The organism is Pseudomonas flavescens, assembly GCF_013408425.1.
Lineage (GTDB): Bacteria > Pseudomonadota > Gammaproteobacteria > Pseudomonadales > Pseudomonadaceae > Aquipseudomonas > Aquipseudomonas fulva_A.
On record NZ_JACBYV010000001.1, the window covers coordinates 3,055,203 to 3,080,868 of the forward strand.

General features: G+C 62.4%; 20 protein-coding genes and 1 pseudogene. 10 read left to right on the plus strand and 11 right to left on the minus strand.

What is annotated here, in order from left to right:
• Positions 1–6: 6 nt before the first annotated feature.
• The gene (locus FHR27_RS13710; RefSeq protein WP_042554537.1) at positions 7–555 is read left to right on the plus strand and encodes a cysteine hydrolase family protein; all 549 of its coding nucleotides are present in this window, start codon (positions 7–9) and stop codon (positions 553–555) included.
• A gap of 165 nt (positions 556–720) precedes the next feature.
• On the opposite strand, the pseudogene metE reads toward FHR27_RS13710, so the two are convergent.
• Positions 721–3,017, minus strand: a pseudogene (gene metE, locus FHR27_RS13715) (5-methyltetrahydropteroyltriglutamate--homocysteine S-methyltransferase).
• Positions 3,018–3,204: 187 nt separating this feature from the next.
• Between metE and FHR27_RS13720 the strand changes: the two are divergent.
• From FHR27_RS13720 to FHR27_RS13735, 4 genes are all read left to right on the plus strand, one after another.
• A complete protein-coding gene (locus FHR27_RS13720) occupies positions 3,205–4,020 on the plus strand; it encodes an AraC family transcriptional regulator (RefSeq protein WP_042554535.1) in 816 nt (271 codons plus the stop codon).
• Between the two features lie 45 nt (positions 4,021–4,065).
• Positions 4,066–5,472, plus strand: coding sequence for an NAD(P)/FAD-dependent oxidoreductase (locus FHR27_RS13725; RefSeq protein WP_179538827.1), 1,407 nt, complete (start codon positions 4,066–4,068; stop codon positions 5,470–5,472).
• A 31-nt stretch (positions 5,473–5,503) separates the two neighbouring features.
• Entirely contained in the window at positions 5,504–5,845 is a 342-nt protein-coding gene (locus FHR27_RS13730) for a cupin domain-containing protein (RefSeq protein ID WP_179538828.1), read from the plus strand.
• A gap of 185 nt (positions 5,846–6,030) precedes the next feature.
• A complete protein-coding gene (locus FHR27_RS13735; RefSeq protein WP_179538829.1) occupies positions 6,031–7,107 on the plus strand; it encodes a polyamine ABC transporter substrate-binding protein in 1,077 nt (358 codons plus the stop codon).
• A 46-nt stretch (positions 7,108–7,153) separates the two neighbouring features.
• Here FHR27_RS13735 and FHR27_RS13740 read toward each other — a convergent pair whose 3' ends face one another.
• The 5 genes from FHR27_RS13740 to FHR27_RS13760 all read right to left on the minus strand — a co-directional run bounded on the left by FHR27_RS13740 (position 7,154) and on the right by FHR27_RS13760 (position 14,567).
• Positions 7,154–7,537, minus strand: a complete 384-nt coding sequence (locus FHR27_RS13740) for a cupin domain-containing protein (protein ID WP_042554532.1) — start codon at positions 7,535–7,537, stop codon at positions 7,154–7,156.
• A 48-nt stretch (positions 7,538–7,585) separates the two neighbouring features.
• A complete protein-coding gene (locus FHR27_RS13745) occupies positions 7,586–8,410 on the minus strand; it encodes an AraC family transcriptional regulator (protein ID WP_042554531.1) in 825 nt (274 codons plus the stop codon).
• Positions 8,411–8,559: 149 nt separating this feature from the next.
• Complete coding sequence (locus FHR27_RS13750; RefSeq protein WP_179538830.1) at positions 8,560–11,724, minus strand: CusA/CzcA family heavy metal efflux RND transporter; 3,165 nt, start codon at positions 11,722–11,724, stop codon at positions 8,560–8,562.
• 21 nt (positions 11,725–11,745) lie between these two features.
• On the minus strand, positions 11,746–12,825 hold the full coding sequence (locus FHR27_RS13755; protein ID WP_264650105.1) for an efflux RND transporter periplasmic adaptor subunit: 1,080 nt from the start codon (positions 12,823–12,825) through the stop codon (positions 11,746–11,748).
• 524 nt (positions 12,826–13,349) lie between these two features.
• Positions 13,350–14,567, minus strand: coding sequence for a TolC family protein (locus FHR27_RS13760; protein ID WP_179538832.1), 1,218 nt, complete (start codon positions 14,565–14,567; stop codon positions 13,350–13,352).
• 462 nt (positions 14,568–15,029) lie between these two features.
• Between FHR27_RS13760 and FHR27_RS13765 the strand changes: the two genes are divergently transcribed.
• From FHR27_RS13765 to FHR27_RS13775, 3 genes are all read left to right on the plus strand, one after another.
• The gene (locus tag FHR27_RS13765; protein ID WP_042554528.1) at positions 15,030–15,704 is read left to right on the plus strand and encodes a heavy metal response regulator transcription factor; all 675 of its coding nucleotides are present in this window, start codon (positions 15,030–15,032) and stop codon (positions 15,702–15,704) included.
• Entirely contained in the window at positions 15,701–17,083 is a 1,383-nt protein-coding gene (locus FHR27_RS13770; RefSeq protein ID WP_257026899.1) for a heavy metal sensor histidine kinase, read from the plus strand. The genes FHR27_RS13765 and FHR27_RS13770 overlap by 4 nt, the downstream gene beginning before the upstream one ends.
• A 122-nt stretch (positions 17,084–17,205) precedes the next feature.
• Positions 17,206–17,535, plus strand: a complete 330-nt coding sequence (locus tag FHR27_RS13775) for a DUF2790 domain-containing protein (protein ID WP_179538833.1) — start codon at positions 17,206–17,208, stop codon at positions 17,533–17,535.
• 314 nt (positions 17,536–17,849) lie between these two features.
• On the opposite strand, the gene FHR27_RS13780 is transcribed toward FHR27_RS13775, so the two are convergent.
• The 4 genes from FHR27_RS13780 to FHR27_RS13795 form a co-directional block, all read right to left on the minus strand.
• Positions 17,850–19,136 (minus strand): OprD family porin, encoded by a 1,287-nt coding sequence (locus FHR27_RS13780; protein ID WP_373565154.1) that lies wholly within the window; start codon positions 19,134–19,136, stop codon positions 17,850–17,852.
• Positions 19,137–19,521: 385 nt separating this feature from the next.
• The gene (locus FHR27_RS13785; RefSeq protein ID WP_042554548.1) at positions 19,522–20,814 is read right to left on the minus strand and encodes a PQQ-dependent sugar dehydrogenase; all 1,293 of its coding nucleotides are present in this window, start codon (positions 20,812–20,814) and stop codon (positions 19,522–19,524) included.
• Positions 20,811–21,239, minus strand: a complete 429-nt coding sequence (locus FHR27_RS13790; RefSeq protein ID WP_179538835.1) for a DUF2231 domain-containing protein — start codon at positions 21,237–21,239, stop codon at positions 20,811–20,813. Before FHR27_RS13790 ends, FHR27_RS13785 begins: the two co-directional genes overlap by 4 nt.
• 350 nt (positions 21,240–21,589) lie before the next feature.
• Positions 21,590–22,489 (minus strand): AraC family transcriptional regulator, encoded by a 900-nt coding sequence (locus FHR27_RS13795; protein ID WP_179538836.1) that lies wholly within the window; start codon positions 22,487–22,489, stop codon positions 21,590–21,592.
• Positions 22,490–22,720: 231 nt separating this feature from the next.
• On the opposite strand from FHR27_RS13795, the gene FHR27_RS13800 reads away from it, so the two are divergent.
• On the plus strand, positions 22,721–23,245 hold the full coding sequence (locus FHR27_RS13800; RefSeq protein WP_179538837.1) for a nuclear transport factor 2 family protein: 525 nt from the start codon (positions 22,721–22,723) through the stop codon (positions 23,243–23,245).
• A 263-nt stretch (positions 23,246–23,508) separates the two neighbouring features.
• On the opposite strand, the gene FHR27_RS13805 is transcribed toward FHR27_RS13800, so the two are convergent.
• Positions 23,509–24,066 (minus strand): TetR/AcrR family transcriptional regulator, encoded by a 558-nt coding sequence (locus tag FHR27_RS13805; protein WP_042554552.1) that lies wholly within the window; start codon positions 24,064–24,066, stop codon positions 23,509–23,511.
• 99 nt (positions 24,067–24,165) lie between these two features.
• Here FHR27_RS13805 and FHR27_RS13810 point away from each other — a divergent pair, with 99 nt between their 5' ends.
• The gene (locus FHR27_RS13810) at positions 24,166–25,653 is read left to right on the plus strand and encodes an MFS transporter (RefSeq protein WP_179538838.1); all 1,488 of its coding nucleotides are present in this window, start codon (positions 24,166–24,168) and stop codon (positions 25,651–25,653) included.
• Positions 25,654–25,666 lie beyond the last annotated feature (13 nt).

Here is a 25,666-nt window from a genome sequence, read left to right on the forward strand (position 1 = left end):
CACATCATGAGCAAGCGCGCCCTGATTCTTATCGACATCCAGAACGACTATTTCGCCGACGGCAAATGGCCGCTGCACGGCATCGACGCGGCAGCGCGGAACGCCGCACGCGTGCTGGCAGCCGCTCGCGCTGCCGGGGATACGGTGGTGCACGTGCGTCATGAATTTCAGGGAGACGGGGCGCCCTTCTTCGCCGCAGGCTCCAGCGGTGCGCAGATCCATGCCAGCGTGCAGCCGCAGGCGGGTGAGAGCGTGGTGCTCAAGCACAAGGTCAACGCGTTTCGCGACACCGATCTGAAGGCGCAGCTCGACAAGGCAGGCGTCGAACAGATCACCCTGGTCGGCGCCATGAGCCATATGTGCATCGATGCCGCCGCCCGCGCCAGTGCGGACTTCGGCTACGCCACCACGGTGATCCATGATGCCTGCGCGACACGCGACCAGGAATTCGAAGGCAATCAGGTTCCAGCCACGCAGGTCCAGGCAGCCTATATGGCCGCGCTGGCCTTCGCCTATGCGACCGTCACCTCGACCGAACAATACCTGGCGGGTTAGGCGGTAAACCACAGGCTACCGACAGAAAAACAGTAGGAGCTGGCTTGCCAGCGAATCGATCTGCGCTCCGACACCATCGGCGAATCTTCCACCGCTTTCGCCGGCAAGGGACTAGGCGTCCCCCCGGCTCCTACAACTGCTGCACCAGAGGCTGCGGGCGGAGCCTCAGGCCAGCTCCTTGCGCAGCTGACGGGCGGCAGCGACCATGTTGACCAGCGCGGCTTCGGTCTCTGGCCAGCGGCGGGTCTTCAGGCCGCAATCCGGGTTGACCCACAGGCGCTCGGCTGGGATACGGCGCACGGCCTTGCGCATCAGCTTGACCATTTCGCCGGTGTCCGGCACCCGCGGCGAGTGGATGTCGTAGACGCCCGGGCCGATCTCGTTGGGGTACTCGAAAGCCTCGAAGGCCTGCAGCAGTTCCATGTCCGAGCGTGAGGTCTCGATGGTGATCACGTCCGCATCCATGGCGGCGATGGACTCGATCACGTCGTTGAATTCGCTGTAGCACATGTGGGTGTGGATCTGCGTTTCGTCACGTACGCCACTGGCGCACAGCCGGAAGGACTCGGTAGCCCAGTCCAGATAGTGTTGCCAGTCGGCCTTGCGCAGCGGCAGCCCCTCGCGGAATGCCGCTTCGTCGATCTGCACGATACGAATGCCGGCACGCTCGAGGTCGACGACTTCGTCGCGAATCGCCAGGGCCAGCTGCCGGGCCTGCACTTCGCGGCTGACGTCTTCACGGGGGAACGACCACATCAGCATGGTCACCGGACCGGTGAGCATGCCCTTCATCACCTTGCCGGTGAGGCTCTGCGCATAGCGAATCCACTCCACGGTCATGGCCTGGGGTCGGCTCAGGTCGCCAACGATCACCGCTGGCTTCACGCAGCGCGAACCGTAGCTCTGTACCCAGCCGAAACGGGTGAACAGGTAGCCGTCCAACTGCTCGGCGAAATACTCGACCATGTCGTTGCGCTCGGCCTCGCCATGCACCAGCACGTCGAGCCCCAGGCGCTCCTGAATCTCAACCGCATGGCGAATCTCGCTGTGCATGGCGTCGGTGTAATCACCCAGCGACAGCTTGCCCTGCTTGAAAGCCTGGCGCGCCAGGCGAATCGCCGAGGTCTGCGGGAACGAGCCGATGGTGGTGGTCGGGAACGGCGGCAGATCGAGGCCGGCCCGCTGCTTGACGATACGCTGGGCGAACGGCGACTCGCGCTGGCTATCGCGGGTGGTCACGGCAGCCAGGCGCGCTTGCACCTGAGGCTTGTGGATACGTGGTGAAGCCGCTCGGCTGGCCTGCACGGCGCGGCTCTCGGCCAGCGCGGTGCGCACCTCGGGAGCGTCCGCTGATTGACGGCACGCGCCAGCAGCGCCACCTCGGCGCACTTCTGGGTGGCGAAGGCCAGCCAGCCCTTCAGCTCGGCATCCAGTTGATCTTCACGCTGCAGGTCAACCGGACTGTGCAGCAACGAGCAGGACGGCGCGATCCACAGGCGTTCGCCGAGCCGGCTGTGGGCATGGCCGATCACCGCCAGAGCGTTTTCCAAATCGCAGCGCCACACGTTGCGGCCGTTGACCACGCCAAGGGACAACACCTTGTAGGCTGGCAGACGGTCGAGGATGGTCGGGTACTGCTGTGGCGCGCGCACCAGGTCGATGTGCAGGCCGTCCACCGGCAGATTGGCCGCCAGGCCGAGGTTCTCTTCAAGACCACCGAAGTAAGTGGCGACCAGCTTCTTCAGCGGTTCGCGCTGCAGAATGTTGTAGGCGCGTTCGAACGCGTTCTTCCAGTCCTGAGGCAGGTCGAGCACCAGAATCGGCTCGTCGATCTGCACCCATTCCACGCCCTGCTCGGCCAGGCGCCGGAATATCTGCCCGTAGAGCGGCAGCAGGCGCTCGAGCAACTCCAGCTTGTCGAAACCCTGAGCCTCGCCCTTGAGCTTGCCCAACCATAGGTAGGTCAGCGGGCCGATCACCACCGGCTTGACCTCATGGCCCAGGGCACGGGCCTCATCCACTTCCTCGAACAGCTGCTCCCAGCTGAGGGCGAACTGCTGGTCAGCAGTGAACTCGGGCACCAGGTAGTGGTAGTTGGTATCGAACCACTTGGTCATCTCTTGCGCATGGGCGCCGCCGCAGCAGTTGTCGCCGCTCACGCCGCGGGCCATGGCGAACAGGGTGTCCAGGGTCGGCTTGCCGCTGGCAGGGCGGAAACGCTCGGGGATCACCCCGAAGGTCAGGGAATGGGCCAGCACCTGGTCGTACCAGGCGAAGTCGCCGACCGGCAGCAGCTCGATACCGGCCTCCTTCTGCACCTGCCAGTGCCGGGCACGCAACTCACGGCCCACGGCACGCAGGCCGGCTTCGTCCAGCTCGCCTTTCCAGAAGGCCTCTTGAGCTTTCTTGAGTTCGCGGTCACGTCCGATTCGGGGGAATCCGAGGCTGTGTGCCAGGGCCATGGCGATATCTCCAATGCATAAATGATGGTGTGCATTGTCGAGGTCGCGAAAGAGTGAAACAAACTCAATCGATTAACATTAAAAACAAGTTTTACTCACGTTGATCCCGTACGGCTCATCTTGGCCGCCCCTTGAGGACACCCCCTGACTCGGGCAAGCTGCCCTCTGCCCCCTGGACGAACCCGGCATGCCAGATATCCCCGACGACCCCGCCCAGACCGAACGCACCCGCGAAACCGTGCTGCGCTACCACTACAGCTGGAAGTACCGCGATCTGGATGCGGTGATGGCGCTCTATCACCCGGAGGTCGAGTACAACGACTTCTTCCTCAACCGCAGCATGGGCCTGGCCGAACTGCGCGACTACGTGCTCAGCACAATGCCGCGCCACCCGGACGAAGCCCTGGAACACACCGACCGCATCCGCATCGACGGCCATACCGCATTCATCCAGTACCGCACCACGCTGCATGGCGGCGAGGGCCTGGTGTCGTTTCGCACCGCCGAGGCCATCACCGTGCGCGACGGGCTGATCTGGCGGGTCAACGAATACGCCTCGCTGGTGCATGAAGGTCAGGACACGCGCCCTCCGATCCAGACCAGCGCGGCGATCAGCAAGCTGGGGCTGTCGACCCGCCAGCTGGGCTTCATGGCGCAGGACCTGCAGGACTACTTCCAGCGCCGGCAGCCCTTTCTCGACCCGGCCCTGAGCCTGCAACAGGTGGCCACTGCCACCGGCTACAGTCGCAACCAGATTTCCTACCTGCTCAACCAGGTGCTCGGCCAGAGCTTCTACCGCTACGTCAACCAGGCGCGCCTGCAGCACCTGCTGCAACGCCTGCAGGCAGGCAATGACCTGCGGCGCATGGACGAGCTGGCCTTCGAAGCCGGCTTCAATTCCCTGACCGCCTTCTACAGCACCTTTCGCCGCCACACCGGCCTGTCACCCAAGGCCTACCTGAAAGACCTCTACGCGCGGGTACGCGCGCAAGACAACGCCTGATCGGGCTTCTAGTCTTGCTGCATACATTCTGCGTGGAAGCGGTGCATGAACGACTGGCGCAACATCAGCCTGTGGATGGATCAACTGGATGAGCCGCTGACACCGCGCCCATCGCTGCAAGGCGATGTCCAGGCCGATGTCGCCATCATCGGCGCGGGCTACACCGGGCTGTGGACGGCCTACTACCTCAAGCGCCAGGCTCCCGAGCTGCGCATCGTCATCCTCGAAGCGAAGATCGCCGGCTTCGGTGCATCCGGTCGCAACGGCGGCTGGCTGATGGGCAACCTGCTTGGCGAGGATCGCCTGCTGTCGGGCCTGTCGCCGCAGGCCCGCCGTGAATCCTACGACCTGCTGCATGGCATTCCCGATGAAGTCGGCCAGGTGCTGCAGCGCGAAGGCATCGACTGTGATTACCGCAAGGGCGGCGTGCTGTACTGCGCGGCCCGTTACCCGGAGCAGGAACTGCGTCTGCGCGAGTACCTGCGCGGCTATCGCGAAGAAGGCCTGGGTGACGACGACTACCGCTGGCTGCCCGCTGAAGAACTCGCCCAGCAACTGCGTATCCCCGGCGCCTATGGCGCGCTCTACACGCCCCACTGCGCGACCATTCAGCCGGCCCGGCTGGTGCGCGGCCTGGCCCGCTGCGTGGAAGCGCTGGGCGTGAGCATTTACGAAGGCACGCCGGCCCTGAGCTGGCAGGCCGGAAGCGTGCGCTGCGCAGCGGGCGAAGTGCGCGCAGACTGGGTGGTGCCTGCCGTGGAAGGCTACGCCGCCAACCTGCCGCCACTCGGCCGCCATCAGATCCCGGTGCAGAGCCTGATCGTCGCCAGCGAACCACTGCCCGCCTCGATCTGGGCGGAGATCGGCCTGGAACGCGGCCAGGCCTTCTGCGAAACCAGCCGCCAGGTCACCTACGGCCAGCGCAGCATGGATGACCGGCTGATCTTCGGCGCGCGCGGCGGCTATCGCTTCGGCAGTCGCTTGCGCAGCGATTTCAACCTCAGTGACGAGGAGCGCGGCCTGCGCCGCTACCTGTTCAGCGAACTGTTTCCGCAACTGCGCAATGTGCGCATCACCCACGCCTGGGGCGGCAACCTGGGCATGGCCCGGCGCTTCCATCCGCACATGCTCTGCGACCGTGGCAACGGCATCGCCCTTTCCGGAGGCTACGGCGGCGAAGGCGTGGGCGCCAGCAACCTCGGCGGACGCACCCTGGCCGATCTGATCCTCGGCAACGACAGCCTGCTCACCCGTCAGCCCTGGGTACGCCACGACACCCGTGTGCAGGACTTGCCGCGCTGGGAGCCGGAGCCCTGCCGCTGGCTCGGCTACAACGCCATCATCCGCAGCTTCGTGCGCGAAGACAAACTGCTGGCCGACCCATCCAGCCGCCCGTGGCAGCGCTACATGGCGCAGCGCGTGGCCAGCCTGATGGAAGGCTTCATGAAGTGAACACCCTCATCTGCCACTCAGGTTGCAAGCCATGACCATCACCCACTTTCGTAATACCGACAGCGTCGCACTCGACCAACACAACCCGGTCGCGGTCCCGCTCAGCGAGCCCGCCGCCGTCACTTCGGTGACCTGCGTGGAGCGCGACGACGGCGTGGAAACCGGCATCTGGGAATGCACGCCCGGCCGCTGGCGTCGGCAGATCGTGCAACAGGAGTTCTGCCACTTCATCGCCGGGCGCTGCACCTTCATCCCCGACGTGGGCGAGCCCATCGAGATCAAGGCCGGCGACGCGCTGATGTTGCCGGCCAACACCACTGGCGTGTGGGACATACAAGAAACGCTGCGTAAAACCTATGTACTGATTTTCTGAGGATCTATTCAAAGTTTCGCGAGCTAGAGCAATGCAAGGCAAAAACAGGCGAAGAAGCGCAGTTTACGCGCTGTAAATGAGCATTCTGAGCCTGTTTTTAACGCAGCAGTGCCGACGCGCAGCAGACTTTGAACAGGTCCTGACTGCTGCCTCCAAAACATCGACAACAATCGTTGAGGTCTCCCATGCTGAAATCGCTCATCCCGCTCATGCTCGTCGCCTCGGTCAGCCAGGCAGCGCAGGACGTACGCATCTACAACTGGACGGACTACATCGCCCCCGACACCCTGAAAGACTTCCAGCAGGCCAGTGGCGTAACGCCCCACTACGATGTCTACGACAGCAACGAAACCCTCGACGCCAAGCTGATGGCCGGCCGCTCCGGCTATGACGTGGTCTTCCCCTCAAACCACTTCATGGCCCGGCAGATTCAGGGTGGCGCGCTCAAGCAGCTGGACAAGAGCCAGTTGCCCAATTGGCAGAACCTCAACCCGACGCTACTCAAGGCGCTGGAAGGCAACGACCCGGGCAACCAGCACGGCTTCCCCTACCTGTGGGGCAGCACCGGCATCGGCTACAACGTCGAGAAGGTCAAGGCCGTACTCGGCGACGACGTGCCGCTCGATTCCTGGGACCTGATCTTCAAGCCCGAGCTGATGGCCAAGCTGAGCACCTGCGGTGTGGCGATTCTCGACAACGGCCCGGAAATGCTGCCCATCGCCCTGCACTACCTGGGCCTGCCGCACCACAGCCAGAAGGCCGAGGACTACAAGAAGGCCGAAGCGCTGCTGATGGAAATGCGAGAGAACGTCGCCTACTTCCACTCTTCCAAATACGTCGGTGAGCTGGCCAATGGCGACGTCTGCATGGCGGTGGGTTTCTCCGGCGACATCATGCAGGCCAGCGCCCGCGCCAAGGAGGCCGGCAATGGCGTCGACATCGCCTACGTGATTCCCAAGGAAGGTGCGCCGATGTGGTTCGACATGGTCGCCATCCCCAAGGACGCGCCCAACGAAAAGGCCGCCTACGCCTTCATGAACTATCTGCTGGAGCCCAAGGTGATCGCCGGCATCAGTGACTACGTGCACTACGCCAACGGCAACAGCAAGGCCGACGCGCTGGTCGACCCGGCGCTCAAGGCCGACAGCACCGTCTACCCGCCCGATGACGTCATGGAAAAGCTCTACGCCCTAGAAGCCATGCCGCTGAACATCGACCGCATCCGCACGCGAATCTGGACCAAGGTGAAAAGCGGCACCTGACGCAGTGATCAAAGGCCGGCGTTCGCAATGAACACCGGCCCAACCGTCAGATCCACAGATCGTTCATCGCCGTACGTTCGCCGCCCTGCTCTCCGGTATTCAGCACACCCCGCGGCTCGATAAGCATCAGCTTCACCTCATGCTCGGCGTAAGGCTTGTGCTCCACACCCTTGGGCACCACGTACAGCTCGCCGCTGCCAAGCGTTACCTGGCCATCACGGAAATCGAGTCGCAACTGCCCATCGAGGACGAAAAAGGCTTCGTCCGTTTCGGCATGGGCATGCCAGATGAAATCGCCCTGCAGGCGCACGACCTTGAACTGGTAGTCGTTCATTTCCGCGACCACTCTGGGTGACCACTGATCCTGGATCAGGGCCAATTTCTGCTCCAGGTTGACGGGGCGTTTCGACGACGGATTCTGGCTGGACATGGGCGGCTCCTCGGTTGGTTTTCACCACTCTAGCGAGGCGCCGGAGCGCTATCTTGTACGATCCTGCAACCTCACCATGCTCAGCCAGCGAGCCGGGGACAGGCCAAAGCTTCTGACGAAATGACGCGTCATGTGGCTCTGGTCGAAAAAGCCGGCGATCAGCGCCGCGTCGGCCAGGCCGATACCCGCCAATGCCAGCTCACGGCAACGATCCAGCCGCCGCATCGTCACGTAACGGTAGGGGCTGGTGCCGAACAGCGCGCGAAAATCCCGGGAAAGACTCCAGCGCTCGCGCCCGCTGACATGCTCCAGCTCGTCCAGGGTGATGCTCGCGCCATTACGGCTATGGATGTACTCCCTCGCCCGCTGCGCAGCGCGATAGTCGACGGTGCGCCGCCCTCGACTCGTGCCGGCGACCGCATCCAGTGCGCGAGCGAGGTCATGGATGGCATCGTCTTCCTCCAGCGATTCGAGAGGATGATCCATCGCCTGCATGAACGACTCGGTGGCCCGGCGCAGGCGCGGGTCATCGCTAAGCCCGCCAGCGATGAAGGGCAGCGGCTTGCCGCCCAGCACCTGCTGGATCAGCAGCGGCTCGATATAGAGCATGCGGTAGCGAAAACCGTCCGCGGTGCCCGCCATGCCGTCGTGCAGCTCGTCCGGATGCAAGACCAGCGTGCCGCCAGGAAGGCTATGACGCATGGCCCGCCGATAACGAAAACTCTGCACGCCGGATAGCGTGCGGCCAATGGCGTAGGCGTCGTGGCGATGCGGGTCGTACCCATGGCCGCTGAAATAGGCCTCGATGCGCTCCACCCGCCCCGGCACGTGGCTGCGCAGCACCCAGTCTCGACCGTTCGTATCCGTGCCCATGGCTCGACTCCCCTGCCGCTGCGCTGTCTGACGCCGCCACAGTAAATCGACATGCGCCGTAAGTCTCCCTTCGCGTGCGCCCGGCGGGAAAGCCACGAGGGCGGTTCAGGGCCTTCTCCACAGCTCCAGCCCTGTGCCGCCAGCAGGGGTTACCGGGCGCTCTGCGCTACGACTTGCTCGTCCTCGTCTCGGCGGTGCAGCCACTGATAGAGCGCAGGCAGCACCAGCAGGGTCAGTGCGGTGGAGGAGAGAATTCCGCCGATCACCACGGTCGCCAATGGCCGTTGAACTTCGGCCCCCGTACCGGTGGCCAATGCCATGGGCACGAACCCCAGCGAGGCGACCAGGGCGGTCATCAGCACGGGTCGCAGGCGTGTCAGGGCACCCTCGGTGATCGCCGCGGATAACGGCCGCCCCTCTTCGCGCAGGCTACGGATGAAGGCGATCATCACCAGGCCGTTGAGAACGGCCACGCCGGACAATGCGATGAACCCCACGCCGGCAGAGATCGACAGGGGAATATCCCGTAACCACAGCGCCAGCACGCCGCCCGTCAGCGCGAAGGGAATGCCGGTGAATACCACCAGGCCATCCCTGAGGTTGTTGAACATCATAAACAGCAAGGTCAAGACCAGTAGCAACGCCACCGGCACCACGATCTGCAGCCGCTTGGCCGCTGATTGCAGCTGCTCGAACTGACCGCCCCAGGTCGTCCAGTAGCCCGTGGGTATCTGCACCCCTTGCTCGATACGTTGCCCGGCTTCCTCCACGAACGAGCCCAGATCGCGACCACGGACGTTGGCACTGACCACGACCAGGCGCTTGCCGTTTTCACGACTGACCTGATTGGGCCCCAGCACCAGATCGAGGCTGGCGACATCCGCCAGGGTAATGAACTCGATCTGATCCGCGGCACTGCCAGGGCGCGGCGCAATGGGGATGGGCAGACGTGACAGGCCCTCCACATCGGTACGCAGTTGATCCGCAAGACGCACCACGATAGCGAAGCGCCGGTCGCCCTCGAACACGGTACCGGCCTGCTGCCCACCTACCGCGAAGGCGATGGTGTCCTGCACGTCGCCGATGTTCAGGCCGTAGCGCGCGACCTTTTCGCGGTCGACGTTGATGGTCAGCATCGGCAAGCCGGACGTCTGCTCGACCTTGACCTCGGAAGCACCGCTGATCGATTCCAGCACCTCGGAGATTTCGCCAGCCGTCTTGTTGAGCACGTCCATGTCGTCACCAAACACCTTGACCGCCACGTCGCTCCTCACGCCGGAAATGAGCTCGTTGAAGCGCAGTTGAATCGGTTGCGACAGCTCGTAGTTGCTCCCGGCCACCGTGGCACTGACACGCTGCAGATCGGCGATGAGGGCTTCGCGTGACTTGTCCGGATCCGGCCACTGTTCTTTAGGCTTGAGCATCACGTAAGCGTCGGAAATATTCGGCGGCATCGGGTCGGCGGCGATTTCCGCGGTGCCGGTTCGGGCGAACACGCGCTCGATCTCCGGCATGTTTTCCATCAGCGCGGTTTCCAGGCGGCGCTGCATTTCCACGGATTGCGTCAGGCTGGTTCCGGGTACCCGCAGCGCCTGCAGTGCGAAGTCGCCCTCGCTCAGGCTGGGCACGAACTCGCTGCCCATGCGCGTGGCGACCAGAGCGGACAGCGCGACCACCACCAGAGCGGCTGCGAACACCGGGGTACGATGGCTCATCACCCAGGCCAGAACCGGCTGGTAGGCGCGGCGGGCCGAGCGCATGACCACGCCTTCCTCTTCCTTCACCTTGCCGGTGATGAACAGGGCAATGGCGGCGGGCACGAAGGTCACGGAAAGGATCATCGCCCCCAGCAGCGCAATCACCACCGTGAACGCCATGGGGTGGAACATCTTGCCCTCGACCCCGGTGAGGGCAAAGATCGGCAGGTAAACGACCATGATGATCAACTGACCGAAGATCAGCGGACGCCTGGCCTCTCTGGACGCCGCGAACACCTCGCGGAATCGCTCGGCGCGGGTCAGCATGCGACCGTGGTGCTGCTGGGCATGGGCCAGCCGGCGGATCGAGTTTTCCACGATCACCACCGCACCATCGACGATGATGCCGAAGTCCAGCGCCCCCAGGCTCATGAGGTTGGCGCTGACGTTGTTGGCGAACATCCCGGTGAAGGTGAACAGCATCGACAGCGGAATCACCATCGCGGTGATGATCGCCGCACGGATATTGCCCAGGAAGAGGAACAGCACCGCGATGACCAGAATCGCCCCTTCGATGAGGTTCTTCTTGACGGTGGCGATGGCCTTGTCGACCAGGTTGGTTCGGTCATACACGGCGACGGCCACCACCCCTTTCGGCAGCGAGCGGTTGATCTCCACCAGCTTGGCCGATACGGCCTGAGACACGCTGCGACTGTTCTCGCCGATCAGCATGAACACGGTGCCGAGGACCACCTCACGGCCGTTCTCGGTTGCGGCGCCGGTGCGCAGTTCACGGCCGATCTGCACCTGCGCCACATCACTGACGCGAATCGGCGTGCCACCGGCGTTCGAAACGATGATGTTGGCGATGTCTTTCTCGTCCGATACCTGCCCCGGTGCGCGAACCACCAGCTGTTCGCCGTTACGCTCGATGAAACCCGCGCCCACGTTGGCATTGTTGCGTTCGAGCGCAGTGATCAGGTCGCTCAGGGTCAGCCGGTAGGCAGCCAGTCGCCTGGGATCCGGGGCGACCTGAAACTCCTTGGCGAAACCGCCGATGGTGTTGATCTCCGCAACGCCGGGCACGTTGCGCAATTGCGGCTTGATGATCCAGTCCTGGATGACGCGCAGATCGGTGGCGGTGTAGGCGCTACCGTCCTCCTTGGTGGCGCCGGGCTGGGCTTCGACGGTCCACAGAAAGATCTCCCCCAGCCCTGTGGAAATCGGCCCCATGGCCGTTTCCGCGTTGACGGGAAGTTGCGCGCGGGCCATCTGCAGGCGTTCGTTGACCAGTTGCCTGGCGAAGTACAGGTCCGTACCGTCTTCGAAAATCACCGTGACCTGGGAAAACCCGGAGCGCGACAGAGAACGTGTCTGTATCAGTTGCGGCAGACCTGCCATCGCGGTTTCGATGGGAAAGGTCACACGCTGTTCGGTTTCCTGTGGCGAAAAGCCTGCTGCAGCGGTGTTGATCTGCACCTGGACGTTGGTGATATCGGGGACGGCATCGATCGGCAGCTTCTGATAGCTGGCGATCCCGATACCTGCCATTGCGAGTACGAAAAGCAGCACGACGAAGCGCTGCTCGATAGCGAACTGGATGATACGCTCGAACATGAGATTTCTCGCTGGTAGCCGTCAGTGGGCGTGGTCTGCGGAGCCTTTGCCAAGCTCGGACTTGAGGATGAAGCTGCCTTGCGCGGCAACCTCGACGCCGGCACTCAAACCCTGCGTGACTTCTACGAAACCATCGCTGGCCACGCCCAGCCTTACCGGCTGAGCGACGAATCCGTTGTCGACCCTGACGAACACCTGAGGCTGCTCATCGATACGCTGCACGGCAGTTGCAGGAATGGTGACGGCAACCTCACGGGATGCGGTCGCCACCTCGATGGCGACGGGCAAGCCAGGCCGCCAGGCACCATCGGGGTTGGTCAGAACCGCACGGGCGGTCGCGGTGCGCGTCTGCTCGCCCAGCAGGCTGCCGATATAGGAAATACTGCCCTGAACTTGGGTCTGCAGCTCAGGTGACAGCACCTGAACCTGCTTGCCGACCTGAATGGCCGCCAGGTCCTTTGGCGCGACGTTGAACGTGGCCCACACATGATTCAGATCGGTGAGCGTGAAGGCGTTGCTCGATGCATCGACCACCTCGCCCAGCACGAAATGCTTCTCCACGACGGTGCCGTCGAACGGTGCACGCAGCTCGTAGCGATTACCCTGGGATAACGCTCCCTGCCCACCCAGCGCGTTCATCTTCTGCCTGGCATTGCCGAGCGCGATATCCGCCTCCTGCGAAAGCTGGCGTGCCTGCAGATAGTCCTGCTCGGCGGAGATGCCGTCCTTCCATAGCTGCTTCTCGCGGTCGAGGGTGGTTCTGGCCAACTCGCTGCGGCGCTGTGCTGCGGCGAGCTCGCTGCGCTGATCGGAAATCTGCTGGCTGGCGATTACCGCCAGTGTCTGGCCCTTGCGGACCATGTCGCCCAGATTGACGGGTACGCTTTCAACCACGCCGGCAATGCGGGGTACCACATGGGCGGTACGATCCTCGTCGAAGCGAATCTCCCCGGGCAGCCGAGCGGTGGAGTCGATGACCCGCGGTTGCGATTTCTCGCTCTGGATACCGGCAACGCGAATCTGCTGCTCAGTCAGCTCGAGCAGCCCCTCGGTTTTCGAATAGGCGAATTCGAGGGATTGCCCCGCACTTCGCACGATGATTTGCGCGTCGAAGAAATGCGGTTCAGCGATGCCGACGCGGCTGACGAACGCTGCCTCCTGCGGCGCGAATACGAGGGTGACGCGCTCGCCCGAGGCACGCTTCGCTTCAAGGGTGACGGAGGTATCGGTTGACGGCGCAATGGGCTTGCCATCTTTCGACAGGTAAATGGAAATCGGCTTCGAACCGTCCTCGCTCTCGGGAGCCACCAACTCCAGGCTGAAGGCACCCCGGGTGTGAATTTCACCACCGTTGGGCCCGACGGCCTCATCACCATGCCCGCTCTCGCTGTCCGCATGCCCCTCTTCGGCGTGACTGGCGGCCTCCTCGCTCGCGTGGTCGGCCGCGGGTTCATTCAGGTACCAGGCGCCGCCAGCGGCCACGCCAATCCCGAGGGCGAGGCTGATCGCCAAGGCCAATTTCTTACTCATGAATACTCCCGAATGGATAAGCCAGGCACCTAGCAAAGCGGTAGGCGGCCCATGGCGACTCTGAAAATGGAAACCTGGGTGATGAGTGCCGAGGCTCACTCGACAGCGGTGACGTCACCGAGGATGCGTTCGAGCTGCACCCACGACTCGGTGGCCGCAGACAACGCCTGGATGTATTGCGCACGGGACTGGATCAAGGTGCGCTGCGCGTCGAGCACATCGAGGAAGCCGAACTTGCCCATCTCGAAACCACGGGCAGTGCTTTCGACGGCGCTCTGGGCCGAGGGCAGAATCATCGATTCGAAGGAACGGATTTCCTCTTTGGCCATCAGCCACTGGTCAGCTGAAGTCGCGACTTCGTTGCGCAGCCGCAGCTCGGTGGCATTGCGCTGATCACGGCTCTGATCCGCACGACGCGCCGCCGCCAGGATATTTCCCTGATTGCGATTGAAGAGCGGCAGGGGCATGGACAGCCCAACCAGGTTCACACGCTCGCGGTCCGCAGCGCTGTACTGGCTGCCAAGGCTGACATCCAGATCAGGGATGCGCTGTGTTCTTTCCAGCGCGAAAGAAGCCTCCTGTTGTTCGATGGCAAGCTTCGCAGAACGCAACTCGGCACTGCTGGCAAGTGCCGACAGCAAACGGGCAACCGGTGGCAGCTCCGGGATACGGGTCGCATCACCTTGCAACCGAAGCGTGTCGGCAACCTGCTCCTCGCCCAGAACGAGGCGCAGACGAGCCTTGGCGATGCCCTGATCACGGGTGGCTCGGCTGGACTCCAACTGCAGCTCGGCAAGTTGCACCCGAGCACGCGTCAGCTCTATTGGTGAAACCTTGCCAGCCTTGACCCTGCCCTGCGCAATGCCGAGCGCGCGTTGCGCAACTTCACGGGACTCATTGGCCAGTTCGACACGCATACCGGCCTGCAGCGCGCCGTAAAAAGCCTGGATGACGTCCGCCCTCAGTGCATTGCGACTTTGCTCCACCGTGACGGCCGCGACATCCATGCCACGCTCGGCGAGCTCGACACGTGCGCCGCGCTTGCCACCCAGCTCGATGGGCTGAGTCAGTTGCACGGTGGTGGTCCGCGTATCGCTGCGGGTGTCTTCAACCTCCCACGACAACTGCGGGTTGGGCAGCAAGCCTGCCTGCCTGCGCTCGGCCTCGCTGATATCCAGCTCCCACCCGGCAGCCGCCAGCGTGGGGTTGTTCTGCTGGGAAAGCCGCAGCGCTTCAGGCAGCGTCAGAGCCGCTGCACGGGCATTGGCCTGCCCCACCCATAGAAAAGCCGTCGCAGCGAGCACCAGCGTCATGCCTCGTGGGCATCCAAACAAACCTGGATTGGCAAACAATTGTTAAGCCCTCAATCAATACGGTATCGGTGCCGCAATGGGGCAGCCAAACGACCGATGATTATTCGAAGTAGTGATTGGGGCTAAATCTAATTAGGCGCACTTATCGTCAAGGTGACCGCAGCATTACAAATATGTAATCCACTCTTTCGGCAAAAACTTTTGCATTAAGATCGCCTCGCCAAATAATCCTGCCGGCAAGCGCACAGGTCGCTCGGTCCCTCGCGAACCCAACGTACTCACGAACGGGTCGGTGCCGTCAAAGGGCTGCGTCAGGTTGCCACAGCCCCCGTAAATAGCGGCCAAGAGCCTTTACCCTGAAGTGACTACAGGGTTTAGACTTTCTTGATTCGTCACAGGATTTCGTCCCCCAAGAATAACGTCCAGAACAACCCCCGAATCAATCTCTTCAGGTAACTCACTATGCGAATCCTAATTATCGAGGATGAGCCAAAAACTGCCGAATATCTCCATCAGGGCCTCAGCGAAAGCGGTTATGTGGTAGATAGAGCTGCAACAGGTATCGATGGATTACATCTGGTCAAACAACATATCTATGATCTGGTAATACTCGATGTGAACCTGCCGGAAATGGACGGCTGGGGAGTGCTCGAGAACATCAGGCGCAGCACCAGCACACGGGTCATCATGCTCACGGCCCGCGGCAGGCTGGCCGACAAGATCAAAGGGCTGGACCTTGGCGCGGACGACTATCTGGTGAAGCCGTTCGAGTTTCCCGAGCTGCTGGCCAGGGTCAGGTCACTGCTGCGGCGCACGGAGCACGCGCCGGTACCAGACGTCTTGAAGGTGGCCGATCTCGAGCTGGACCCGGGCCGGCACCGGGCGTTCCGTGGTGCTCAGCGAATCGACCTGACGACCAAGGAGTTCGCATTACTTCACCTGCTGATGCGCCGCTCGGGTGAAGTGCTCTCACGTACGCAAATCATCTCACTGGTGTGGGACATGAACTTCGACTGCGACACCAACGTGGTCGAAGTCTCCATTCGACGCCTGCGCGCCAAGATCGACGACCCGTTCGACCACAAGCTGATCCACACCCTCAGAGGCGTTGGCTACGTACTCGAGGAACGCCCTTGAAGCCCGCCAGCCTGTCCATGCGCCTCGGCCTCTCGGTGGTGTTCATGGGGGCCGCGCTGGTGGTACTGCTGACCATACTGGCCTACTTCGCACTGACCCACGAGCTGTCTTCACTGGCGACCGAGAGCCTGCGCGGCAAGCTCAGCCAGATGGAGCACAGGCTCGCCGAAGACAAGCTGACCACACGCGACCTGAAGGACCAGCCACACGAACTGCTCGACCTGGTGCTCGGCCACGACAACCTGCGCCTGACCATCTATGAATCGGGCGCCCAGGTACGCGAGCTGCTCAGCATCAACGATCTGCCCGCCGCCTCGCCTGCCAGTGACATCGCACTGGGCACGATCAGCTACGAAAAAAGCACCGATAGCCGCGACCACAACATCCTCATCGCCACGACGGCGATGCGCCTTGTCGATGGCGAAAAGATCATCGTCCGCCTCGCCATGGACCGAACCAGCGACGAAGACCTGCTCAGCGCCTACTTCAAGTCGACCCTGGCGGCACTGCCGTTCGTGCTTCTGTTCATCGGGGCCGGTGCGTGGTGGGTGGTGCAGCGTGGGCTCAAACCGCTGAAGCGCTTTGGCAAGATAGCCTCACTGGTATCCACGCAGGACCTGACCCACCGCATACCGGTGGAACGTCTTCCCAAAGAGCTGGGCGAATTGGCCGAAGGCATCAATTTCATGCTTCATCGCCTCGATGGTGGCGTTCAACAGCTCTCGCAGTTCTCCGACGACCTCGCGCACGAACTGCGCTCGCCCATCTCGAACCTGATGGGCAAGGCCCAGGTGTCGCTGTCCAGGCAACGAACTCAGGAAGAGTACAAGGCGGTTCTCGAAAGCAGTATCGAAGAGCTCGAAAGAGTCACTCGCATCGTTTCCGACATGCTGTTCATCGCCCACGTCAGCCACCCGGCTGCGCTGGTGAAATTCGAAGCGATCAGCCTGGGCGATGAAGTGAGCCGGGTTGTCGATCTGTTCCAGATGGCAGCAGAAGAAAAGCACATAACCCTGGCCATCGAAGGCGCCGGCGAGGTGCGCGGTGACCGCCTGATGATCCAGCGCGCCATTTCCAACCTGCTGTCCAACGCGATCAGGCACACACCGACAGGCAATAGCATCGACCTGAGCATCGAAGAGCGGGAAGGCTCGACGATACTGTCCATCCGCAACCCCGGCAGCGGTATCGCGCAGCAGCACCTGCCGCATATCTTCGAACGTTTCTATCGCGTCGATGCCAGCCGCTGCCGTGCAGATGGCGGTACCGGGCTGGGGCTGTCCATCGTGCGCTCGATCATGAGCCTGCACCACGGCAGTGTCAGTGTGGATTCCACCGTTGGAGGAACGACGCTCTTCCGGCTGACCTTTGCGCACTAGAACGTCCTGTTCATCGCCTACGTTTCACCGGGAGGATTTCTGTCAACAATGTAATGGTGACGCCACGCTGGCGATAGTATCGACAACCGATAATGACTGCACATTTAAAGAGGAGTGCAGTTATGAACGTCAGCAAGTATCTGGTTGCCTTTGTACTACTGGGCGGTGCATCTTTCGCTCAGGCCAAAGTGTCCGTCGAGAAACTCAACGAGAAGTACCAGAACGAAAGTACCGTGACCATGCAGGAATATGCGGCGAGCACGGGCAAGCCCGCCCCGCTGATTCGTGACTATGCCTATGGCATGAAAATCGACGTGGCCAAGCTGGTGCACACGACCAAGGACATCAGCACCTGCGGCAACTTCAAGAAGATCATGAGTTACGAAGACTCCCAAGGAACGCTGCATTCCGTGCGTTATACGATGCAAGGACAATGCGTCAACCAGCGATGACTCAGCCGTGCCGCATAGCGAAGCCGCCTCCCCAGGCGGCTTTTTATTGCCTGCGATTCGCTGGGCCCTGAACAGGAAAGTGGCGCTCCAGCGTTACCGACCACGCATAAAAAAGGCGCCCACCAAGGGCGCCAGGATTCACCTCTTCCAAAGGAGCACGAATGCTTCAAAGGTGAATGGGGTAAGCGTTCGAAACGTTCCGAACGCGGTAAGAGACATGCAATGACTATATCCACCGAAGATAACGAGAGCGTGGTAGGCACATTACAATCCTGTCACCAACCATCATGTCCCGTTAGTTGCAGAGTTCGCCGTCAGAGAACGCTAAGTGGGTATTCGACGATCAAGCGAACTTCATCAAGATCCGACTCGAACTGGGTCGCCCGTGTATTGGCCTGACGAATACGCAAGCTCATATCCTTGAGTGATCCGGTCTGCACGATGTATTTGGCTTCGAAGTCCCTCTCCCATCGTTTCTGGTCGGTCAACGGATTGCCATCTGCATCCCGGCGCATGTAGACGCTGTTGGCATTGGTGTAGTCGGCGTCCGTACCCTTGCCGTAACGCGCCATGAACGACAGACCTGGCACGCCGTAGGGCGCCATGCTGAGGTCGTAACGGAGCATCCAGGACTTTTCCTTGGGCGAGTTGAAGTCGCTGTACTGGATCGAGTTGTCGAGGTAGATGGAGTCGGACTGGCGCAGGTAATCGAAGTCGTCGTCACCGTTGTTGCGCTGGTGCGTCAGCGCCAGTGTGTGAGCACCGAACTGCACGCCAAGCTTGCCGCTCCAGATGCTGTTGTTGAATTGACCCAGTTGCCGGGAGCCTTCGTCCACCGCCTTGTAGTAATTGAAGCCACCGATCAGTGCCACGTCATCGCTGATCGGATAGCGCAGCGACGTGCCCACGTAGTACTGATCCCAGGCGTCTTTGAGCCGACTGCTGTAAGCGCTGAAGCTGACGTTTTCATTGAGGCTGTAATCACCACCGAAGTAGCCGGCCCACGGCGAATCCACGCCGCCAGCGTAAAAGGTCACGAAGTTGTCACGCATGTTGCTCGACACCGGCTGGCTCATCGAGTGCAGACGACCACCCTGCAGGGTCAGTCCATCCAGGCTGTTATTGACGAAGGTGACGCCGCGGAAAGACTCGGGTAACAGTCGCGAATCACCGTAATGAACGACGGGTGTGGCGGGAAATACATCGCCGACGTTCACCGTGGTGTCGAATGCCCGCGCCTTCAGTGCGCCACCGACCTTGCTGTAGTCGTCGCGGGCCTCTCCTGCACGATCCACCGGCAGAACATCGAACGAGCTGCGCCCACCATTGCGGCCGCCGCCGGTGTCGAGCTTGATGCCGAGCATGGCGAAGGCATCGACGCCAAAACCCACGGTGCCCTCGGTGAACCCGGACTCGAACTTGCCAATGATGCCGTGTGCCCAAGCCTCGGAATAACCGGCACCACCCGGCGCGGTATCGCCGTTGCGGTGATCACGGTTGAAATAGAAATTACGGTTGAGGATGCTCAAACTACTGCCTTCGATGAACCCCTCCTTCCGCTCATCCGCAATTGCACAATTGCTTCCAACGATCGCTGACATGACGGCAAGCGACAGTGCGGCTTTTTTCTTCATGGTTGCTCCAGACGTTAAGGCAGTTTTCTTATAGATAGGTGGCACTTTTGTAGTTCGTGAAACGTTGGCCAAACGCTATCTTCCGCCCGGGAGCTAACGGCAAGGTGATGGGGAAATTACAATTCTGAAAGGAATGGACAGCCGCGCGAGCCATGCGTTGACGGCTACTTTTCGGGTTGTCTGCAAGTGCAGCGAAGGGATGAAGACAGAGCGGACAGCGACTCGACGCCGACCTTGCCCAGCAAGGCATGCTCTGCGGCGGGCAATCCACCGTTCAACACGAAGTGTCTGGGTCGCGAACCGCGTGCATGGGAACACCCCGGGACGGCTTGCCCGCCCCGGGGTTCACGACTTACTGATTACGCGTCACGCGCCAGATGGTATTGGCCAGGTCGTCGGCGATGATCAGTGCGCCTTTCGGGTCGACGGTGACACCCACCGGCCGACCGCGGGTCTTGCCCTCGTCGGTGCGGAAGCCCGTGGCGAAGTCGATTGGCTCCCCCGCCGGACGCCCGTCATTGAACGGCACGAAGATCACCTTGTAGCCCACCGGGTTGTCGCGGTTCCAGCTGCCGTGCTCACCGACGAAAACGCCGTTGGCGAACTGCTCGCCCATCTCCGCAATGGAGAAGTCGACACCCAGCGCGGCAACGTGGGAACCCAGGCTGTAGTCCGGCTTGATCGCCGCGGCGACTTTCTCCGGCTTGTCCGGTTTCACCCGCGTGTCGGCGTTCTGGCCCCAGTAGCTATAAGGCCAGCCGTAGAACTCGCCTTCACGCACCGAGGTCAGGTAATCCGGCACCAGGTCGGGGCCCAGTTCATCGCGCTCGTTGACCACCGCCCAGAGCTGGCCGGTTTCAGGTTGAATGGTCAGTGCCGTGGGGTTGCGCAAGCCGGTGGCATAAGGCTTGTGAGCGCCCGTCTCGGCGTCGACCTGCCAGACCAGCGCGCGGTCGGCTTCGACTTCCATGCCGCGCTCGCCGATATTGCTGTTGGAGCCGATGCCCACGTACAGGTAGCGCCCGTCCGGGCTGATGGTCAGTGCCTTGGTCCAGTGGTGATTGATCTCGGATGGCAGGTCGGTGACCTTGGTCGGTGGGCCGCCCGCCTTGGTCTGGCCATCTTCATAATCGAAACTGACCAGCGCATCCTGATTGGCGACGTACAACTTGCCCTCGAAGAAGGCCAGGCCGTAAGGCGCATTGAGGTTTTCGGCGAATACCGTCTGCACCTCGTAGGTGCCGTCGCCATCGGCGTCACGCAACAGGGTCAGGCGATTGCCACCTTTGACCTTGGTGTTGCCCTGGGCCTTGATGTAACCGGCGATCACGTCCTTGGGCTTGAGCTTCGCGGCGTTGCCGCCGCGGCCTTCGGCGACGAGGATATCGCCATTGGGCAGGACCAGAGTCTGCCGCGGAATGCGCAGGTCGGTGGCGATCGCCGTGACGCTGAAGCCCTCGGGTACGGTCGGTTTCTGATCGCCCCACTCCGCCGGTTCGGCGATCTTCATGCTCGGCAACAGACCACGTTGTGGTTCAGGCAGTTTGGGATCCGGGCCACGATCCATGGCGCTATCGGCTTCGCCGCCGCATGCACTCAGCAACAGCGCCATGCTCAGGACAGTCAGTGAACATGCAGTTCTCATTCGGCACCTCCCGAACGCAGGCCGCTGAGACCGATCCACGCCGTAATGCTGATCAACAGGGTCACTATCACCGACAGCACCAGACTCGCCGGCATGATGGCCCACGCGTCCTTGGCGTGCTCGAAGGCATTGACCAGCCCGAGCACCCAGGTGATCAGCAACAGCAGGAAGTACATGACCGGGCGCCCGGCCTTGCGGTCGGCGCGGATCAGATTGGCCAGCGCGAACAGCAACGCCAAACCGGAGAACAACAACCCACCGGCGATAAGCCAGGCGGCGAAGTTGCTCCACTGGATCTGGAAGGTCTTGTAGTAGGCGATGTCGCTCAGCAAGGCGCCGAGAAACAGGGGTACGGCTCCGGCAAGCAGTATCGCGTGTAGCGGGCTTGGCGTGCGTCGATAGACGGGGTGGGTGGTAACGGTCACGGCGGCTCCTTATCGTTCAGCGAAACTGGATCGAGGCTCGGTACGAATGCACCGGCCCGTCAGGCTCGCGCTGACTGCGCATAGGAAAGGATCGCGCTGCCGGAAAGTTAGTTCACCTCCATTTCCCGACCGAAATATTTTGAAAGATCGGTGGCGATATTCAACGCAGAATCCGCCACCAATGAGTGCCTGGATTGGCAGCACCCTGGCCTTGGTAGCGCGAAGCGATAGCCAGATCGCCTTCTCGCAGTTGCTGCGCTCGACCGCGGGCTACGCGCCGCATCGGCAGTTCGAGAAAATCGCCCGCAAGCGGGCTCCTATGGACGCCTCAGCTGGCTGGCTGCCGTCGATCAATCCGCGGGCAGTTCCGCCGCCCGGCGCAAGCGAACAGCATCCTTGGCTGGCGGTAGGCCGAACATGCGGGCGTAGTGGCGGCTGAACTGCGACGGGCTTTCATAGCCCACGCGGAATCCGGCGCCAGCCGCGTCGACCGCTTCGGCGACCATCAAGCGGCGTGCCTCCTGCAACCGCAGCTGGCTACGGAACTCCAGCGGGCTCATCGCGGTGACAGCCTTGAAGTGGGCATGGAAAGTCGAGCGACTCATGCCAGCGATATCGGCAATTTCTTCGATTCGGCAGGGCTCGCTGTAATGGCTGCGTAACCAGACGATGGCCTTGGCGATCTGGTTCAGGCGACTGTCGGCCTGGGCCATTTGTCGAATCACGCCGTTGCCACTACAGGTCAGCAGCCGGTACAGCATCTCGCGCGTCACCAGCGGGGTCAGCGCGTCTATGTCACCCGGTTTATCCAGCAGACTGGCCAGCCGAGCCGCCGCATCCAGCAGTTCGGGGCTGGTATCGTTGAGTGCGATGCCCGCGGCGGGAACGCCTTCGATGCTGTCCGCAGACGGGTAGCGCAGCGCCAGATCGCTCAAGGCGGCCATGTCCAGATCGAGCACCAGACACAGATAGGGAACCTGCTCACTGGCCTCGATCACCGCGCCGAACACCGGCAGGTGCACGGACGCGACCAGATAGTTGGCAGCGTCGTACACATAAGCCGTGGTGCCCAGCATCACGCGTTTGCGCCCCTGCACGATAAGGCACAGGGTCGGCTCATAGACCACGGGCATCGGTACCGTCGGTGTACCCGAACGAACCAGGCTGACACCCGGAATCGGCGTGCGCTGCATGCCGTCGCACAGCATATGGCGACTGATGATGTCGATCAGCGTTTCAAGAGGGCTCATGCCTCCTCCTTGCATAATCCGCGTGTACGCACGCTGGGGGCTGTGGACGTTCCAGCACGAGCCGGGTTGCGGCGTGAAACGTCAACAGCCCCTATCAACTCGGACGATCGTACAAGGAAGCAGGACGATGCGGCTACGGGCAGACGTCGTCATGGCGACAGACTCGTTGCGACCGGGATGGAACCAATCGGCTCATCCCAACGACGACGATGAGACAGAGGAGCTCTCACCATGCACTCAACGACCCTGCCCCCCATCCGCCCTGCCATGCTGGCCTCCGGTCTGCTGATCAGCCTCGTTTTATGCTCGAGCGCTGTCTCTGCGAGCGTGGAAAACGACGTCGAAACACGCAACAAGCAGATCGTCTGCGAGGCGTTCGACCGCTGGGCAGCGGGCGGTACGACCTTTTTCAGCGACGTACTGACGCCCGACGTGACGTGGACGATCAAGGGTTCCGGCCCCAGTGCTGGCGTCTTCCAGGGGCGCGAGCATTTCGTCGAACGCGCCGTTCGCCCCTTCGTATCGCGACTGTCCACGCCAGTCAGGCCCACCAGCAAACAGGTCTGGGCAGATGGCGATCACGTGATCATCAACTGGGATGGCGCCGGCGTTGCCAGCGACGGCAAGGCCTATGAGAACAGCTATGCATGGATCTTCCACATGCAGAACGGCAAGGCCGTAGAAGTCACCGCATTCCTCGATCTGGTGCCCTACGATGACGTGCTGCAGCGTATTCCGGCCGCTGCGGCCAGGTGATCGGGCACACGCCCTGTTCGCTGCGGTGGCCTGAGAGGAATCGCCCGCAAGCGGGCTCCTACGGGTCGTACAGCGGCGGCCAGCAAGCGCTCGAACATTGGACGCTCGCAATAATGCCCCCCAGCCTGGGGCCTATGAATATCGCCCGCAAGCGGGCTCCTACGGAGTGGGTCGTAGCGTGGCGATCGCCATTGTAGGAGCCGGCTTGCCGGCGATCGGTCTGACGGTGATCGCCGATATCGCGGCCTGATTGGTCTGATCGCTCAGCGCTTCTGCTCGTCGTCGCCCTCCAGCAACTGCGTACTCACATCCTCGAAGATGGCTTGCCACTCGCTATCGGGCATCTGCAAAAAACCGAAGCAGCGCAGCATGAAGGCGCCTTCGGCCGCCAGGAAGGCCAGGCGTGCTCTGCGACCTTGAGGGGTTGAGGTGTCGATCAGGTCGAGGCGCTGGCGGTACCAGGCGTCGCTGCCCTGGCGCTGATTGCTGCCGAGCAAGGCGCTCATCAGGCCCGCGGCGCGGTCGGCTTCGGCCTCGTCGGTACGCCGGGTGAGATCGAGGTGAGCGCGCAGCGCCTGGCTGGCAGTGGGTCGCTCACCGGTCAGTTCGATCACTTGCGTGTCGTACTCATCGCTCCAACGCTGGTAGATCGCGTCGATAAGCTGGGCCTTGGTGCCGAAAGCGCCCTGCACGGCCCCCTTGGAGATGCCCGCCGCCTGGGCCACTGCACCGATGGTGAGGCGCGCGATACCACCACTGCGCACCAGCGTTTCGGCACTGTCGAGGATGCGGTTGCGGTCGATCACCACTGGCCTGCTCATGCGGGTTATCTCCTGTTAAAATACGATCGTATTTTAATATTCATTATCCGCGGCGACAATGTTCCGACCCAGGCGGACGTGCCCTTACACAGGTGAATCATGCAATCCCCGAAACGCTGGCTGATTCTGGCGATCATTTCCAGCGCCCTGCTGCTGATCGTCATCGACATGACGGTGTTGTATACCGCGCTGCCAACCCTGACCCACGACCTGCAGGCCACCGCGTCGGAAAAGCTGTGGATCATCAACGCCTACTCACTGGTGGCGGCCGGGCTGTTGCTCGGGGCTGGCACCCTGGGTGACCGCCTGGGCCACAAGCGCCTGTTCGTCGCGGGGCTGTGCGTGTTCGGCCTGGCCTCCCTGGCCGCGGCCTTCTCGCCTTCGGCGGGTTTCCTGATCGGCGCCCGGGCGGCGCTGGCGGTGGGTGCGGCGATGATGATGCCAGCCACGCTGTCCATCGTGCGCCTGACCTTCACCGACGAACGCGAACGGGCCATGGCCATCGGCATCTGGGCGTCCGTCGCTTCCGGCGGTGCAGCCTTCGGTCCGGTGGTCGGCGGGATACTGCTGGAGTATTTCTGGTGGGGCTCGGTGTTCCTGATCAACGTGCCCATCGTGCTGGTGGCGCTGGTGCTGGCGGTGATTCTGATCCCCTCACGGCCCGGCAATGCCGAACGGCGCTGGGACCTGATCGGTTCGCTGCAGGTGATGGCTGGCCTGATCGGTATCGCTTACGCGATCAAGGAACTGGGTAAACGTGAACCCTCCCTGCAGGCAGCACTGATCGCATTCCTGATCGGCGCACTGTTCATGGCCATCTTCATCTGGCGCCAGCGGCGCATCGCTCAGCCCATGCTCGACTTCGTCATTTTCCGCAATCCGGGCTTCAGCGCCGCGGTGGTGGCGGCGCTGACGGTGGCCGCTGCACTGATCGGCATGGAGCTGGTGTTCAGCCAGCGCCTGCAACTGGTGCTGGGGCTTTCGCCACTGCAGGCAGCCCTGTTCATCTTGCCCCTGCCTCTGGCTTCGTTCTTCGCAGGGCCACTGGTCGGGCACTACCTGCCGCGCTTTGGTGGGCCACGGGTGATGCTCTGGGCACTGCTGGCTTCGGCACTGGGCATGTTCGCCTACCTGCTGCTGCACAACGCACCAAGCGCCGCACAGATCGCCAGCCTGGTAGTGCTGGGTTTCGGAGTCGGCGCAGCGATGACGGCGGCCTCGAGCACCATCATGCACAGCGCGCCAGCCGACCAGGCAGGCATGGCCGCCTCGCTGGAGGAGGTCTCGTTCGAACTGGGTGGCGCCATCGGGGTTACCTTGCTGGGCAGCATCCTGTCGGTGATCTACACCATCGTGCTGGTGGTGCCTGCCGAGCTATCCGTGCCAGCCCAGGCCCGCGACAGCCTGGATGAAGCGCTGCTGATCGCCGAGCGTCTGCCACCGGAAGCGGCAGCCGCCCTGACCAGCCTGGCGCGCTCGGCGTTCGATACCGCCTTCGTCGCGGTGCTGGCCGTGGCCACGGTGCTGTTGCTGCTGGCAGCAGTGTTCGTGAAAGTGGATAAATCGGTGCACAAGCCTTTCGTCTAGCACGGCGTGCTGC

Bases quoted from the DNA above. Each gene is read 5' to 3' on its own strand.
- FHR27_RS13800 (WP_179538837.1), top strand. From the start codon at position 22,721: ATGCACTCAACGACCCTGCCCCCCATCCGCCCTGCCATGCTGGCCTCC.
- FHR27_RS13785 (WP_042554548.1), bottom strand. From the start codon at position 20,814: ATGAGAACTGCATGTTCACTGACTGTCCTGAGCATGGCGCTGTTGCTG.
- FHR27_RS13810 (WP_179538838.1), top strand. From the start codon at position 24,166: ATGCAATCCCCGAAACGCTGGCTGATTCTGGCGATCATTTCCAGCGCC.
- FHR27_RS13710 (WP_042554537.1), top strand. From the start codon at position 7: ATGAGCAAGCGCGCCCTGATTCTTATCGACATCCAGAACGACTATTTC.
- FHR27_RS13795 (WP_179538836.1), bottom strand. From the start codon at position 22,489: ATGAGCCCTCTTGAAACGCTGATCGACATCATCAGTCGCCATATGCTG.
- FHR27_RS13725 (WP_179538827.1), top strand. From the start codon at position 4,066: ATGAACGACTGGCGCAACATCAGCCTGTGGATGGATCAACTGGATGAG.
- FHR27_RS13720 (WP_042554535.1), top strand. From the start codon at position 3,205: ATGCCAGATATCCCCGACGACCCCGCCCAGACCGAACGCACCCGCGAA.
- FHR27_RS13730 (WP_179538828.1), top strand. From the start codon at position 5,504: ATGACCATCACCCACTTTCGTAATACCGACAGCGTCGCACTCGACCAA.
- FHR27_RS13760 (WP_179538832.1), bottom strand. From the start codon at position 14,567: ATGACGCTGGTGCTCGCTGCGACGGCTTTTCTATGGGTGGGGCAGGCC.
- FHR27_RS13805 (WP_042554552.1), bottom strand. From the start codon at position 24,066: ATGAGCAGGCCAGTGGTGATCGACCGCAACCGCATCCTCGACAGTGCC.
- FHR27_RS13775 (WP_179538833.1), top strand. From the start codon at position 17,206: ATGAACGTCAGCAAGTATCTGGTTGCCTTTGTACTACTGGGCGGTGCA.
- FHR27_RS13740 (WP_042554532.1), bottom strand. From the start codon at position 7,537: ATGTCCAGCCAGAATCCGTCGTCGAAACGCCCCGTCAACCTGGAGCAG.
- FHR27_RS13765 (WP_042554528.1), top strand. From the start codon at position 15,030: ATGCGAATCCTAATTATCGAGGATGAGCCAAAAACTGCCGAATATCTC.
- FHR27_RS13745 (WP_042554531.1), bottom strand. From the start codon at position 8,410: ATGGGCACGGATACGAACGGTCGAGACTGGGTGCTGCGCAGCCACGTG.
- FHR27_RS13735 (WP_179538829.1), top strand. From the start codon at position 6,031: ATGCTGAAATCGCTCATCCCGCTCATGCTCGTCGCCTCGGTCAGCCAG.
- FHR27_RS13750 (WP_179538830.1), bottom strand. From the start codon at position 11,724: ATGTTCGAGCGTATCATCCAGTTCGCTATCGAGCAGCGCTTCGTCGTG.
- FHR27_RS13780 (WP_373565154.1), bottom strand. From the start codon at position 19,136: ATGTCAGCGATCGTTGGAAGCAATTGTGCAATTGCGGATGAGCGGAAG.